This is a genomic window from Amycolatopsis sp. NPDC098790 (assembly GCF_044759945.1).
Classification (GTDB): domain Bacteria; phylum Actinomycetota; class Actinomycetes; order Mycobacteriales; family Pseudonocardiaceae; genus Amycolatopsis.
Genome location: NZ_JBIWAI010000013.1, coordinates 1 through 13944, shown reverse-complemented (window position 1 = coordinate 13944; position 13944 = coordinate 1). Strand labels below are relative to the sequence as shown.

General features: G+C 71.8%; 16 protein-coding genes. 7 read left to right on the top strand and 9 right to left on the bottom strand.

Annotated elements, in window-relative coordinates; translation table 11 throughout:
• Positions 1-19: 19 nt before the first annotated feature.
• The 3 genes from ACIQWX_RS49760 to ACIQWX_RS49750 all read right to left on the bottom strand — a co-directional run bounded on the left by ACIQWX_RS49760 (position 20) and on the right by ACIQWX_RS49750 (position 3797).
• Entirely contained in the window at positions 20-1546 is a 1527-nt protein-coding gene (locus ACIQWX_RS49760) for a proprotein convertase P-domain-containing protein (RefSeq protein ID WP_400887138.1), read from the bottom strand.
• A gap of 79 nt (positions 1547-1625) precedes the next feature.
• Positions 1626-2525, bottom strand: a complete 900-nt coding sequence (locus ACIQWX_RS49755) for an XRE family transcriptional regulator (RefSeq protein WP_400887135.1) — start codon at positions 2523-2525, stop codon at positions 1626-1628.
• Between the two features lie 51 nt (positions 2526-2576).
• Complete coding sequence (locus ACIQWX_RS49750) at positions 2577-3797, bottom strand: CynX/NimT family MFS transporter (protein WP_400887132.1); 1221 nt, start codon at positions 3795-3797, stop codon at positions 2577-2579.
• Between the two features lie 49 nt (positions 3798-3846).
• Between ACIQWX_RS49750 and ACIQWX_RS49745 the strand changes: the two genes are divergently transcribed.
• The 5 genes from ACIQWX_RS49745 to ACIQWX_RS49725 all read left to right on the top strand — a co-directional run bounded on the left by ACIQWX_RS49745 (position 3847) and on the right by ACIQWX_RS49725 (position 7820).
• Complete coding sequence (locus ACIQWX_RS49745; protein ID WP_400887310.1) at positions 3847-4530, top strand: FadR/GntR family transcriptional regulator; 684 nt, start codon at positions 3847-3849, stop codon at positions 4528-4530.
• 92 nt (positions 4531-4622) lie between these two features.
• Complete coding sequence (locus ACIQWX_RS49740; RefSeq protein WP_400887131.1) at positions 4623-5120, top strand: hypothetical protein; 498 nt, start codon at positions 4623-4625, stop codon at positions 5118-5120.
• Between the two features lie 71 nt (positions 5121-5191).
• Positions 5192-6034 (top strand): DUF4097 family beta strand repeat-containing protein, encoded by an 843-nt coding sequence (locus ACIQWX_RS49735; RefSeq protein WP_400887128.1) that lies wholly within the window; start codon positions 5192-5194, stop codon positions 6032-6034.
• Between the two features lie 26 nt (positions 6035-6060).
• On the top strand, positions 6061-7017 hold the full coding sequence (locus tag ACIQWX_RS49730; protein WP_400887127.1) for an ATP-binding cassette domain-containing protein: 957 nt from the start codon (positions 6061-6063) through the stop codon (positions 7015-7017).
• Positions 7017-7820: an ABC transporter permease gene (locus ACIQWX_RS49725; RefSeq protein ID WP_400887124.1), complete on the top strand. Its 804-nt coding sequence runs from the start codon at positions 7017-7019 to the stop codon at positions 7818-7820. The genes ACIQWX_RS49730 and ACIQWX_RS49725 overlap by 1 nt, the downstream gene beginning before the upstream one ends.
• Before the next feature lies 1 nt (position 7821).
• Here ACIQWX_RS49725 and map read toward each other — a convergent pair whose 3' ends face one another.
• The 3 genes from map to ACIQWX_RS49710 all read right to left on the bottom strand — a co-directional run bounded on the left by map (position 7822) and on the right by ACIQWX_RS49710 (position 11416).
• Positions 7822-8679 carry a type I methionyl aminopeptidase gene (gene map / locus ACIQWX_RS49720; protein WP_400887123.1) on the bottom strand — a complete coding sequence of 286 codons (858 nt, stop codon included), beginning with the start codon at positions 8677-8679 and terminating at the stop codon, positions 7822-7824.
• Positions 8680-8703: 24 nt separating this feature from the next.
• Positions 8704-10500, bottom strand: coding sequence for a penicillin-binding transpeptidase domain-containing protein (locus ACIQWX_RS49715; RefSeq protein ID WP_400887121.1), 1797 nt, complete (start codon positions 10498-10500; stop codon positions 8704-8706).
• Positions 10501-10561: 61 nt separating this feature from the next.
• Positions 10562-11416: a GNAT family N-acetyltransferase gene (locus tag ACIQWX_RS49710; protein WP_364450240.1), complete on the bottom strand. Its 855-nt coding sequence runs from the start codon at positions 11414-11416 to the stop codon at positions 10562-10564.
• Positions 11417-11516: 100 nt separating this feature from the next.
• Between ACIQWX_RS49710 and ACIQWX_RS49705 the strand changes: the two genes are divergently transcribed.
• Positions 11517-11723: a DUF4177 domain-containing protein gene (locus ACIQWX_RS49705; protein ID WP_400887118.1), complete on the top strand. Its 207-nt coding sequence runs from the start codon at positions 11517-11519 to the stop codon at positions 11721-11723.
• 59 nt (positions 11724-11782) lie between these two features.
• Here the strand turns inward: ACIQWX_RS49705 and ACIQWX_RS49700 are convergent, their stop codons facing one another.
• Complete coding sequence (locus ACIQWX_RS49700) at positions 11783-12175, bottom strand: VOC family protein (RefSeq protein ID WP_400887115.1); 393 nt, start codon at positions 12173-12175, stop codon at positions 11783-11785.
• Positions 12172-12975: a helix-turn-helix domain-containing protein gene (locus ACIQWX_RS49695; protein ID WP_400887112.1), complete on the bottom strand. Its 804-nt coding sequence runs from the start codon at positions 12973-12975 to the stop codon at positions 12172-12174. Before ACIQWX_RS49695 ends, ACIQWX_RS49700 begins: the two co-directional genes overlap by 4 nt.
• A gap of 83 nt (positions 12976-13058) precedes the next feature.
• Between ACIQWX_RS49695 and ACIQWX_RS49690 the strand changes: the two genes are divergently transcribed.
• Entirely contained in the window at positions 13059-13313 is a 255-nt protein-coding gene (locus ACIQWX_RS49690) for a hypothetical protein (protein ID WP_020644535.1), read from the top strand.
• Here the strand turns inward: ACIQWX_RS49690 and ACIQWX_RS49685 are convergent.
• Positions 13310-13944, bottom strand: a 635-nt coding sequence (locus tag ACIQWX_RS49685) for an IS481 family transposase (RefSeq protein ID WP_400887108.1), incomplete at its 5' end; no start/stop codon positions are given. The two genes, ACIQWX_RS49690 and ACIQWX_RS49685, sit on opposite strands and share 4 nt — an antisense overlap.

Below are 13944 nucleotides of genomic sequence, written 5' to 3'. Positions count from 1 at the left end.
GCCCGGCCCGCGGGAGTCCCTACAGCGTGATCGACCAGGTGTCGAGGGTGCCGGTGTCGCCGGGCCCGTAGTCGGCGACGCGCAGCTGCCACTTGCCGGCGGCCGGGGAGGACGCGGGAACGCTGAACGTCCGGGGGCCGTTCCACGGCGTGCACGTGCTGCCGCCGCTGTACTTCAGCGCGTACGCCTTATTCTTCGGGTCCAGCAGCGTGACGCCCAGGTCCTCGGCGCACGTGTGGCGGATCGTCACCGCGACCGACAGCGAGGTCGCCGCCTGACCGGTGAGCGTCGAAGTGACCGGGCTGAACACCTGCTGGTAGTCGCGGATCGGGTAGTCCGCGTCGTTCGTCAAGGTACGACCGCCCGGCGTCGGGCCGCTGCCGGTGACCAGGCTGAGCTGCCACTTGCTCAAGGCCTCGATGACCGGCTGGAACAGGGACAGGTCGCCGTCGGACGGGTTCTGCACGCACTGGGACGGGCCGCCGTCGTGCAGGCCGGTGGCCTTGTCGCCGAGCAGCCAGCCGCCGCCGGAGTCGCCGCCGAGGGAGCACGCCGTCGTCCAGGTCAGGTCGTCGATGACCAGGCCGCCGCCGTAGTCGACGGACTTGTGCGTGTACTTCACCTCGCCGCACTGCCAGTGCGAGGTGTTGCCGGAGTGGCAGACGCGGTCGCCGACCATCGCCTCGGCCGCGCCGGTGAGCGTGACCGCCGGCTGGCCCCAGGTGTTCACCGACGCCGAGAGGGTCCAGCCCGCCTCCGTCACCGCGACGACGCCCATGTCGCCTTCGCGGGCGTTGACGCTGTGGCTGCCGCCGACGTTCGACGTCCCGATCCGGTTCTGCTGCCCGGATGCGCCATACGCGGCTTGGTCGCGGTCGTTCGTGCAGTGGCCGGCCGTGAGGAAGTGCTTGGCACCACTCGCATCCGTGACTGGAAAGCCGACCGAGCAGTTGCTCTCGCTGCCCGGCCACCACGGGTTGCCGGTCTGGATCGTGCCCGACTGCTGCCGCGGCGACGTCGCCGTCTCCGTGACCCGGACGCCCAGTTCCCGCACGCGCGAAAGGAAACTCTCGGTCGCCGCGGTCTTCTTCGTCCGGTCGACGTCGACGCCGACCTCGTTGCCGCGGACGTCGACGCCCCAGCCGTAGACACCCGGCACGCCCGCCCCGACCAGTGCCCGGACGGCCGCGTCGGTGCGATCCAGGTCGGCCCGACTCCGCGCGACGACCCGCGCCGCGGCGCCCGCCGCACGCGCCTGACCAGCGGCTTCGGTGGTCGTGACGGCGAGGGTCAGCTTGCCGGTGGCCGCGTCGAACCACTGCCCGGCCGAACTCGCGCGCACCGAAACGGGCAAGGCGGCGGCGAGCCGGTGGGCCTCGTCCTGCGCGGCGAGCTGGGCCCGGGCCTGGCCGTCGGACAGCCCGAACGCCGCGGCGACGCCGGCCACTTCGGCGTCCGGGTGGCCCGGCGCCGCTTCGGCGGGCACGACGCCCAGCCCGAAGGCGGCCAACGCGGCCACGCCGGCGACGGAAACGAATCTGCGCATCGGTTTTCTCCTCGGATCGGCGAGTGGAGTGCGCAGACGGTAAGCCGCCGGAAAGCTCGTTTTGAAGATCCGCAAGTCTTTAACAGTTAACTGGCCAGTCCCATTCGAAGCCGTAGCGGCCGGGGCCGAAGTTCAGCGCGACCCCGTGCACCGCACCGGATTCCGGGACGACGTCCGCACATTCACCGGGCTCGGCGAACCGGCGGCACACGACCGGAACCGCCTCCGGGGAGAACCGGATTTCGAGCACGTATTCGCGAACGGGCAACCGGAACTTGCGTTCGTAGTTCGTCGCGACCGGGTGCGGTGCGCGATTCACGAGCGTGTGTTCGGTGAGCACCGTTTCCCCGCGCAGCAGCGGCCGCGCGAAAAGCAGTTCGACGACGAGCAGGCCGTCTTCCGGCCGGTGGACGCTGCGGCCGGGGCGGCAGCCGCGCAGCGAACGCAGCTCCGGCAGCGGGCGGTCGTGCTCGTCGAGGTGCAGGATCACCACCCACCGGTCCGGACCGTCGGCCTCGGCGCGCAGCACCTGCCGCGACCGGATCTCCAGCTCCTCGTGACCGGGACCGACGAGGACGACGTCGTGCTGGCTCAGCCGGGTCAGCCGTTCGTCCCACCGGGTGTCCACATCGGACACCGCGGCGTCGATGCGCCCGCCGTCCGGCCAGAACCGGCCGATCTCCGCGGGCGCGGCCCGGCGCACCCGCGGCGGGCCGAGCAGCGCGACGAGCGAACCGGCCGGCACCTCGAGGACGGCTTCGAGCTGACGCAGCCCGCGCACCGAATCCCGCCGTTCGGGCCGGCTGCGGCCGGACTGCCAGTAGCTCAACGTCGCCGTCGTCACCGTGACCCCGCGGACCCGCAGGTGCTCGCGCAGCCGGTCCAGGCTCAGCCCGCGGGCGCGGATGGCCGCGCGCAGGGCGGCGTCGAACGGGCCCTCGCGCAGCAACGTCCCGAGGTCCGGCGACGGCACGGCCACCGGACGATCTTAAGCCGCGCGCACCGGGCGAACCGCGTTAACAGTTAAGAATCAGACGAACCGGCGGCGGCCGGCGAGCGCACCGAACACCACCTGGACGACGAGCAGGCCGAGCAGCATCGCCAGCGGCACGGTCCAGCCGGCCGCGACGTCGTGCAGCAGGCCGAAGAGGAACGGCCCGAGCGCGGCGAACAGGTAGCCGAAGCCCTGCGCCATCCCGGAGAGCCGGGCGGTGTCGGCGCCGGTCCGCGCGCGCAGCGCGATCACGGTCAGGGCCAGCGAGAACACGCTCATGCCGAGCCCGATCAGGATGCTCCACAGCAGCGGCGACCACGACGGCGCGAGCATCAGCCCGGTCGTCCCGGCGAAGCCGAACACGCCGAGGCCGACGATCCAGGGGCCCTGGCCACCGCGGGCGCGGGCCGCCATCGGCGCGATGAAGAGGCTGATCGGCACGGCGATGAGCGAGACCAGGCCGAACAGCAGGCCGGCCTGGTCGCGGGACACGCCCGCGTCCATCAGCACCTGCGGGAACCAGCCCATCGCCGCGTAGGCGTAGAAGGCCTGCAGGCCGAAGAACACCGTGACGATCCAGGCGAGCCGGTTGCGCAGCAGCGACCGGCCGCCGGCCGCGGCGTCGGTAAGCCGCGGCGACCGGCCGGTGCCGCGGGCTGCGAGAATCCACGCCAGCAGCGCCACGACGGCCACCACCGCCCAGCTTCCGAGGGCCGGTCGCCAGCCGCCGAACGCGTCGCCGAGCTGCGGGGTCACCGCCGACCCGAGGGCGCCGCCGCCTTGCAGGGCCGCCGTGTAGACGCCGGTCATGGCGCCGATGCGGGCCGGGAAGGAGTCCTTGATGACGACCGGGATGAGCACGTTGATCAGGGCGATCCCGGCGGTGGCGACGAGCGTCCCGCCGAGGACGACGGCCGGGCCGTCGAGCACGCGCAGCACGAGCCCGGCGCCGAGCGCGGTCAACGCGATCGCGATGGCGGCGCCGATGCCGGCCCGGCGCGCGAGCAGCGGCGCGGCCAGCCCGGCGCCGGCGAAGCAGAGCGTCGGCAACGTCGTGAGCACGCCCGCCCAGACCCCGGAGGTCGCCAGGTCGGCGCGCATTTCGGCGAGCATGGGCCCGACGCCGGTGATGGCCGGGCGCAGGTTGAGTGCGGTGAGCACCACCGCGACCGCGAGCAGCGCGCCGGCGGCGACCACGCCCGGCGTCCGGACCTCCACAGCGCCATCCAGTTCGGGTTCACGGTTTTCGACGCGCATGACGGCTACTATCGCATACGTAGGATGATTGGATGAAGGGATGACTCCTGTGCCTCTGGCCACCACCCGGCGCACCGGCCTGGTCGACCAGGTCATCGAGCAGCTGAGGACCGCGGTCGCGCAGGGCGACTGGCCCCTCGGCACGCGCATCCCCACCGAGGTCGAGCTGGGCGAGCAGCTCGGCGTCGGACGCAACACCGTCCGAGAAGCCGTGCGCGCACTCGCGCACACGGGCCTCCTCGAAGTGCGCCAGGGCGACGGAACGTACGTGCGCGCGACCAGCGAGGTCTCCGGGGCGATCCGCCGGCTCTGCGGCGACGAGCTGCGCGAGGTCCTGCAGGTCCGGCGCACCCTCGAAGCCGAAGGCGCCCGGCTCGCCGCGCTCTCGCGCACGGAGGAGGACGTCGCCGAGTTGCGGTCACTGCTGGCGCGCCGGGAGACCGAGCTGCGCGAACGGCGCTGGGAGGACTTCGCGCACACCGACGCCGAGTTCCACACCGCGGTCGTGCGCGCCGGGCACAACGGCCTGCTCACCGAGCTCTACCGCGGGCTGATGGAGGTCATCACGGCGAGTGTCGCGGCGACGTCGAGCATCACGCCGGGCGTGGACCACGTGCCCGAGATCGGCCACGAAGGCCTCGCCGCCGCCATCGCCGAGCGCGATCCGGACCGGGCCGCGGCCGAGGCGTGCGGGTTCCTGGACGAGCTCCTGGAGCGCGTCGACCGCACCTGACCAGCACTTTTACTTCGTTTGGCACCACATCTGACCCTTAAGGGTGCCAATTCAGGGTTGTCGTGGTGCCATCGTGGCGCCATAGTTGTGCCATGGACCTGACACCACTCGTGGACAGCCTCCGCCGCGAATTCGCGGTAGCCGCCGAGGCGGCCGGCGAGGACGCTGTCGCCCTGGCCGAACGGCTGGCCTCCCCGTTGGAGGCGGCCATCCGGCTGACCCTGCTCGACGCCCTCTCGGCCGCCGCCGACGAGATCACCCGCGACCTCGCGCCCGGCTCCGTCGAAGTCCGCCTTCGCCGCCGTGACGCCGAGTTCGCCGTCACGCTCCCGCCCGCCCCGGCCGCCGAGCCGGAAGCCCCGGAGCCCGTCGCGCCGCCGCCGGAAGCCGACGACGGTGCCGTCTCCCGGATCAACCTGCGGCTGCCCGAGCAGCTGAAGCAGCGGGTCGAGGAGGCGGCGAGCCGCGACCGGCTCTCCACCAATGCCTGGCTCGTCCGGGCCGCGAACACCGCGCTCGGCGCCGACCGCCCGCGCCCGACCCAGCGCCGGTCGGTCTTCGGCGAGAAGTACACCGGCTGGGTTCAGTAACCGCCCTTCACTTTCCCTCACCGTCTCCGACCTGCGGAGACGCCCCACGAGCACCCCAGGAGGGCGCAGCCATGCCTGTTTTCCCCACCCCCGAGCCGATCACGGCCACGATCGACGTCAGCGTCGCGGACGTCCGGATCGTCGCCGGCGACCGCCCGGAGACGACCGTCGAGGTCACCGCGGCCGACCCGGGCGACAGCGAGGACGTCAAGGCCGTCGCGAAGACCCGCGTCGAGTTCGCCGGCGGTGAGCTGCTGGTCAAGGGCCCGAAGTACGTCACCAAGCTCTGGGGCAAGGGCGGCGCGCTGCACGTCACCGTCGAGCTGCCCGCCGGTTCGCAGATCACCGGCACCGCCGCGATGGGCGACTTCCGCGTCACCGGCCGGGTCGGCACCAGCCGCTTCAAGACGTCCGTCGGCGACATCCACCTCGACGAAGCCGCCCGGCTCGAGGCGAGCACGGCGACCGGCGACGTCACCGTCGAACGCGCCACCGGGCACGCCGAGGTCGGCACCGGCTCCGGCGAGCTGCGGATCCGCGAGATCGACGGCACCGCCGTCCTGAAGAACTCCAACGGCGAGACCCGCGTCGGCGAAGTGACCGGCGACCTGCGGGTGAGCGTCGCCAACGGCGACATCCTCGTCGACCTCGCCCACGCCGGCGTGCACGCCAAGACCGCGTCCGGCGACATCCGGCTCGGCGAGGTCGTGCGCGACCGGGTCGTGCTCGAGACCGCCGTCGGCGAGATCGAGGTCGGCATCCGCGAGGGCACGGCCGCGTGGCTCGAGCTCAACTCGCTGACCGGCTCGGTGCGCAACACGCTCAGCGCCGCCGACGGCCCGAGCGCCAACGCCGAGACCGTCGAGGTCAAGGCCCACACCTACACCGGCGACATCGTCATCCGCCGGGCCTGAGACGCCACCAGAAAAGGGGAAGATCCATGTCAGACGCCATCGTGGCCGAGGGACTGGTCAAGAAGTACGGGAAGGTCGCCGCGCTCGACGGGATGTCGCTTTCGGTGCCCGAAGGCACGGTGCTGGGGGTGCTCGGGCCGAACGGCGCCGGGAAGACCACCACCGTCCAGATCCTCACGACACTGCAGAAGCCGGACGCGGGCCGCGCGACGGTCGCCGGGTTCGACGTCGTGAAGGACGCGCCCGAGCTGCGTTCGCACATCGGCGCGTCGGGGCAGTACGCCGCCGTCGACCCCGAGCTGACCGGTGCCGAGAACCTCGAAATGGTTGGCCGCCTGTACCACCTGGGCACCAAGCGGGCCAAGGCACGCGGCCGGGAGCTGCTGGCCCGGTTCAGCCTGGCCGACGCCGCCGACCGCCCGGTCAAGGGCTACTCCGGCGGCATGCGGCGCCGGCTCGACCTGGCCGGCGCGCTGGTCGCGAACCCGCCGGTGCTGTTCCTCGACGAGCCCACCACCGGGCTCGACCCGCGGGCCCGCACCGAGCTGTGGGACGTCATCACCGAGCTGGTCGCCGGCGGCACCACGCTCCTGCTGACCACCCAGTACCTGGAAGAGGCCGACCGGCTGGCCGACAGCATCGCCGTCGTCGACCACGGGCGCGTGATCGCCCGCGGCACCGCCGACGAGCTCAAGGACCTCGTCGGCGGCGAGCGGATCGAGCTGACCGTCGGCACGCACGACGACGTCGTCGTCGCGCAGCGGGCGCTGGCCCGGCTGTCCAGCGGCGAGCCGCAGGCCGAAGGCTTCCGGCTCACCGTGCCCGTGTCCCACGGCGCGAAAGCGCTTACCGAAGCGCTCGCTCTGCTCTCCCTCGACAACGTCGACGTCCGCGACGTCGGCGTCCGCCGCCCCACCCTCGACGACGTTTTCCTGTCCCTCACCGGTCACGAGGTGGCCGAAACCGCGAAGGAGGCCGTGTGATGAACGCGGTGCAGATGGCCGTGACCGACGGCGTGACGGTCGCCAAGCGCAACTCGATCAAGATCTTCCGGTCGCTGGACCTGCTGGGGTCCCTCGTCTTCACGCCGGTGATGTTCGTGCTGCTCTTCGGGTACGTGTTCGGCAGCGTGATCGACATCCCGGGCCTGTCCTACCGCGAGTTCATGCTGCCGGGGATCTTCACCCTCGCGGTGGCGATGGGCGGGATCGTCACCGGCTACGGGCTGACCGACGACCTGCAGAAGGGCATCATCGACCGGTTCCGCTCGCTGCCGATGTCCCCGGCCGCGGTGCTGATCGGGCGGACCACCGCCGACCTCATCCTCAGCACGGCGAGCCTGCTCATCATGGGCCTGGTCGGCCTGCTGGTCGGCTGGCGCATCCACACCGGCGTGCTGGAGGCGGTGGGCGGGATCGTCCTGCTGCTGGCGTTCTCCTACGCGCTGTCGTGGGTGATGGGCGCGCTGGGCCTGGCCGTGCGCAAGCCCGAGGTGTTCAACAACGTCTCGATGGTGGTCGTCTTCCCGCTGACGTTCCTGGCCAACACGTTCGTCGACAGCGGCCGGCTCCCCGGCCCGCTGCGGGCGATCGCGGACTGGAACCCGGTCTCGGCGGTCACCCAGGCGGCACGGGAGCTGTTCGGCAACACGAGCGCGGCGCTCCCGCCGCGTGACGTCTGGCCGATGCAGCACGCGCTGCTGGCCTCGGTGCTGTGGATCGCGCTGCTGCTGGTGATCTTCGTGCCGCTTTCGGTGCGCTGCTACAAGAAGGCCACGAGCCACTGACTCAGGGCAGCGTGAGGATCTCGCTGCCGTCGGCCGTCACCACGAGGGTGTGCTCGAACTGGGCCGTCCACTTCTTGTCCTTCGTGGTGACGGTCCAGTCGTCGGCCCAGATGTCGTAGTCGATGGTGCCCAGCGTGATCATCGGCTCGATCGTGAAGGTCATGCCCTCCTCGATGATCGTGTCGACGGAGGGCTCTTCGTAGTGCAGGACCGTCGGGGGCGTGTGGAACGCCGGGCCGACGCCGTGGCCGGTGAAGTCGCGGACCACGCCGTAGCCGAAGCGCTTGGCGTAGGACTCGATGACCCGGCCGATGACGTTGAGCTGCCGGCCCGGCCGGACCGCCTTGATCGCCCGCATCGTCGCCTCGCGGGTGCGCTCCACCAGCAGGCGGGCCTCCTCCGAGACGTCGCCGGCCAGGAACGTCGCGTTCGTGTCGCCGTGGACGCCGCCGATGTAGGCGGTGACGTCGATGTTGCAGATGTCGCCGTCCTCGATGACCGTCGAGTCCGGGATGCCGTGGCAGATCACCTCGTTGAGCGAGGTGCAGCACGACTTCGGGAACCGGCGGTAGCCCAGCGTCGAGGGGTAGGCGTGGTGGTCGAGCAGGAACTCGTGGACCACCTGGTCGATGTCGTCCGTGGTCGCGCCCGGCTTCACGGCCTTGCCGCCCTCTTCCAGCGCCTGCGCCGCGATCCGGCTCGCGACCCGCATCGCCTCGATCACCTCGGGCGTGCGCACCCCGCTGCCGGTGTCCCGCTTCGGCGCCGGCTTGTCCACGTACTCGGGACGGGCGATGGAAGTGGGGACGTCACGGCGCGGCGTCTGGACGCCGGGAACCAGCGGGGCACGAACGGACATGCCCCCCACCTTACGACGGCCCGCTCAGCCGAGCCCCGCCAGGAACCGGTGCGCGGCCTGCACCGCCGGTTTCGACGAGCCGGCCTCGGTGAGCAGCACGGCGAACGCCAGGTCGCCGCGGTAGCCGACGAACCAGCCGTGCGACTGCGAGCCGTCGCCGAACTGGGCGGTGCCGGTCTTGCCGGCGACGTCGGAGAGGTCCCGCAGCCCGGTCGCGGTGCCGGTGGTGACGACCTCGCGCATCATCCCGCGCAGCGCGTCGAGCACGTCCTGGGACGGCGCGTCACCGACGTTCTTCGTGGTCGCGGGCATGCCCCGGACGAGCGACGGCGTCGGCACCTTCCCCGCCTGAACGGTGGCCGCCGCCAGCGCCAGGCCGAACGGGCTGGTCACCACCGTGCCCTGGCCGAAGCCGTTCTCCGCGCGTTGGACGGCCGAGTCGCTGGGCGGGACGGCGCCGGTGACCGTGGTCAGGCCGGGGACCACGAAGTCCGCGCCGATGCCGAACGAGCGGGCGGTGTCGGTCAGCGTCGAGGACGGCAGACCGGCGGCGAGCCGGGCGAAAGTCGTGTTGCACGAGCGCGCGAACGCCGTCTTCAGCGGGACGCGCCCGAGGTCGAACCGGCCTTCGTTCGGGATCACGCGGTTTTCGATCGTCGTCGTGCCCGGGCAGTCGACGGCGCTGCCGGCCTCGACGTCGCCCGCCGACAGCGCGGCCGCCGCCGTGACGATCTTGAACGTCGAGCCCGGCGGGAAGCGCCCGGACAGGGCCAGCGAGCCTTCGTCGTTCGCGGCGTCGTTCTGGGCGACGGCCAGGATGTCGCCGGACGACGGCTGGATCGCCACCAGCGCGGCCGGGTACTGCTCGGTGTCGAGCGCCTTCTCGGCGGCGGCCTGGACCTTCGCGCTGAGCGTGCTGGTGACCGCGGGCGACGGGTGCGGCGGCTCGGCCTTCAGTTCGGAGACCTCGCCGCCGGTGACGTCCCGGGTGACGATCCGCCAGCCCGCCGCCCCGGCCAGCTGCTGCTCGACCAGCGCGCGGATGCCGGGCAGGACCTGCTGACCTGACCCGCGCGTGACCGGCAGCAGCCGTTCCTGGCTGGCGAACCGGACGCCGGGCAGGTCGTAGATCACCGGCTTGACGCGCTGGTAGTCCCCGGCCCGCAGGGTGATCACCGAGTAGGCGTCGCCGGGCTTCGTCTTGCTCATGCCGTCCAGCACCGAGCGCCCGGTGACCGACGGCTCGTACCGGTGCAACGCCTTCGCGAGCGAACCCGCGACGGCGCTCGCGTTGCCCGTCTTCTGCGGGTCGACGACCACGCCGATGACGGTCTGCGGGCGCATCAGCGGCACGCCGTCGCGGTCGAGGACCGGCGCGGTCTCGGGCAGCTGCGGCAGCAGGCCGAGGGTCTGGCCGACGGCCAGCTGCGGGTGCACGACCGTCGGCTGCCAGTGCACCTGCCAGCCGTTCTCCGCGGCGCGCAGGAGAGCGTCGGCGCGGTAGGTCCACGTGCGGCCCTGGGGCAGGTGCCAGGTGAGCTGGTAGCTCGCGGTGACGGTCTCGCCGTTCGCCGGCTCCTTCACCTCTTCGTCGTCGACGTCGAGGGCCTCGGGTTCGAGCACGCCGCGGACCTGGGTCAGCACGGTCGTGGCCGCGTCGGGTGAGTCGGTGTTCGCGGCCGCGGCGGCGACGTCGCCGGCCGCGACGGCGTCCAGGAACGCGGACAGGGCGTCCTCGGGACCGTCGCCCGAGCACCCGGCCGTGGTCGCGGCGACGAGCAGCAGCACCGCGAGCGCACCGCGGTGTCGACGTGCACTCATGGCCGGATGATGCCTGGTCAGAGCGGTGTCGCGGCCTTGAAACACCGCCACGGAAGAGTGGTTAGAACAGCACCGTCGCGTACTGGCCGACCTGCTTGAAGCCGATCTTGCGGTAGGCGGCGAGGGCGGGGCTGTTGAAGGCGTTGACGTACAGGCTGGCGGTGCGGCCCAGGCCTTTCACCAGCCGGTTGACCACGGCGGCGGTGCCGGCGGTGCCGAGGCCGTCGCCGCGGCGGTCGGGGTGCACCCAGACGCCCTGGATCTGCCCGACGGTCGCCGACATGGCGCCGATCTCGGCCTTGAAGACGACTTCGCCGTTCTCGAAGCGGGCGAAGGCGCGCCCGGCGCCGATGAGCTCGGTGACGCGGGCGCGGTAGCTGGCGCCGCCGTCTCCGCTGCGCGGGTCGACGCCGACCTCCTCGATGAACATCGCGACGGCCGCGGGCAGGTAGCGCTCGAGCTCGTCCGGCCGGACCGGGCGGACCAGCGGGTCGGCCTTGACCAGCGGCTGGGTGTCCAGCGCCAGCAGCGGCTGGTCGTCGCGGACCTCGCGGGCCGGGCCCCACTCGCCTTCGAGCTCGTCCCACAGGCCGAGGACCTGCTCGGCCGGGCCGACGAGCGAGGAACAGGTGCGTTGTCTCCTGAGCGCCCGATCGGCGAAGGAGCGCAACGCGGGGGCGTTGCCCCTCAGCGGGATGAGGTTGGGGCCGGAGAAGCACAGCCCTTGGAGCCGCCCGGCGCGAACCGGCCGGCTGTCGGCGGCCCAGAGCTCGCCACCGAGCCGCCACGGGTCGAGACCGGCAGCCTCGACCCGGGCGCTGACCATGCAGCTGCCCACCGGGTCGGCGGCGAGCGCCGCACGGACCGCCGGATAGTCCCGATCATCGAGCAGCCGTGCACCTGCAAGCCGCAACACGGGGTCCAGGGTGCCAGATTCGGCCGGTAAACGGAACGCGAGGCCGTCGACACGGTGAGATGAACAGCCCGGTTCGGTCTCCGGGGGCAGAATCGGGCGTATGCAGCGTTATACGTACAAGGTCGTCGAGGTCCGGGAAAAGATGATCGGCGGGAAGATGTCGGGCGGCAAACTGGAGAAGCTGCTCAACGACCACGCCGAGGACGGGTGGCAGCTGAAGGCGATCACGTCGGCGGAGGTGAAGGGCCGCGTGGGGCCCGGCGGGGTCGACGGGCTGCTGGTCACGTTCGAGAAGCCGGTCGGCTGAGATGACGTGAATGACTCATTCATGTCGCCTGGTGACATGAATGAGTCATTCACGTCGTTTCAGGGCGCGCCGCGGTAGGTGCCGATCGTCCAGGAGTTGCCTTCGGGGTCGCGGAGGCTGAAGGTGTGCGAGCCGTACTCGGTGTCGGTCAGCGCGGCCGTGATCTCCGCGCCCGCGGCCTGGACGCGCGCGTGGATCTCGTCCACCTGATCCGACACCACGTACACCGCGCCGGTGCCGGGCTTCATCGCGTCGTGGACACCGTCCGGAGGGCGGACGCTGCCCAGCATCACCGCGCCGCCCTCGGGCCAGCGCAGCTCGGCGTGCGCGATCAAGTCGCCGTCCGGCACCACCAGCGTCTCGGTGAAGCCCAGGACGTCGACCAGGAAACGGACCGCCGCCGGGGCGTCGTCGTAGCGGAGGGCGGGCCACACGTTCGGTTCGGGAGTCATGCCCGGGAGTCTTGCCCGGCCGCCACCTCCTCGTCTTGGAGGAACGGGAGCTCCTCGGCGATCCACGTCCCGGGCGTGCACCCCGCCAGCGCGCGCCACTCGTTGGTCAGGTGCGCCTGGTCGTAGTAGCCGCACTCGACGGCCAGCCCGGCCAGGTCCGCGCGGCCCTCGCGCAGCAACCGGCCGGCCCGCTCGAACCGCAGAACCCGCGCCGCCTGCTTCGGGGCCAAGCCCAGCTCCGCCCGGAACCGCTCCCCCAGGTGCCGGCGGCTCCAGCCGACTTCGCCCGCCAGGTCCGTGACGCGCACCTGCCCGTCCGCGCCCCGCAGCCGGCGCCACGCCTCCCCCAGCTCGGGCGGCGGCACGACCGGTTCGACGGCCCGCGCGGCCAGGACGTCGTCGAGCAGCGCGAACCGCTCGCGCCACGGCAGGTCCCGCAGCCGATCCGGCAGCGAGCCCAGGCCGAACTCCGCCAGGTCGACGACCTCGCCGCTCAGCTCCGCCGCCGTGACGCCGAAGAGCGTGCGCACGCCCAGCGGGTCGAGCTCCAGCTGCAGCCCCTCTTGCACGCGGTCCTGCCGGATCAGCACCGCGCTCGTGTGCAGGCCGCCGACCAGCGCCTGCAGGCTGTGGCCGGCCATCCGCACCGGCCCGGCGAGGCTGATGACGAGCGTCACGTGCCGGGAGGGCAGCCCGCGGTGGACCGGCAGCGTCACCTCGTTCTGCGCGTACCCGACATAGCGCGTGACCAGCGGCCGCACCACCGGGTGCGGCTGGTGAATGGCCCAGGTCACGCTCACGAATGCCAGCGTAAACGTCACCACCGACAGTTCCGGTTCTGATAACACGGAGGGTGCGTCCCCACCGCGGAAGGAACCCCCTGATGACGATCCAGGAGCAGGCGCAGCAGCTGGAGCTGCTCGCCGACCAGGTGCCCACCGGCATCGCGCTCGCCACGAAGAGCGACCTCGAAGACCTGCAGGCGCAGGTGCTCGGCCTGCTCGGGGAGACGTCGACCGCGACCTCGATCCAGGGCGCCATCCAGCTGGCTTCGCAGCAGATCGACGAGGTCGCCGCCGCGCTGGAAAACGTCCGGCTGCAGATCCGCGACGCCGCCCAGCACCACCTGCAGGGCTAGCTGTGATGTCCGGGGAGGTTGGTCAGCCGAGTGATGGGTGCCTTGCCTCCGACGGATGAGTGGGGTCGGTGGTGATTGTAGAAGTGCAGCCACCCGGGCAGGGCTGACCTGCGGTCGTGTTCGCTGGGATAGAAGCGGGCGTATGCCCATCCATCGGCCAGGGTGCGGTGGAAGCGTTCGATCTTGCCGTTAGTTTGTGGCCGGTAGGGGCGAGTTCGTTTCGGCGTGATGCTCAGCTCGGTGCAGGTGTTACGCCAGGCCGACGAGCGGTAGCAGGCGCCGTTGTCCGAGAGCACGCGTTCGACGGTGACGCCGCGGTCGGCGAACCAGGCGACCGCGCGGCGCAGGACAGTGATGGCGGTATCAGCTTTTTCGTCGGCGCAGATTTCGGCGTAGGCGACGCGGGAGTGGTCGTCGATCACGGTGTGCACGAACGCGGTGCCGGTGCGGGCGTGCCGGTCGGCGCTCCAGGTTCCGGTGCGTCGAGAGGTCGCTGATCTGTTCTTTTTGCCTTGCTGTTTGCCGACGTAGCGCCAGCCGCCGCCGTCGGGGATGTTGCCGAACTTGGTGACATCGACGTGGATCAGCGAGCCGGGGTGGTCGTGTTCGTAGCGGCGCAGTGGTTCACCGG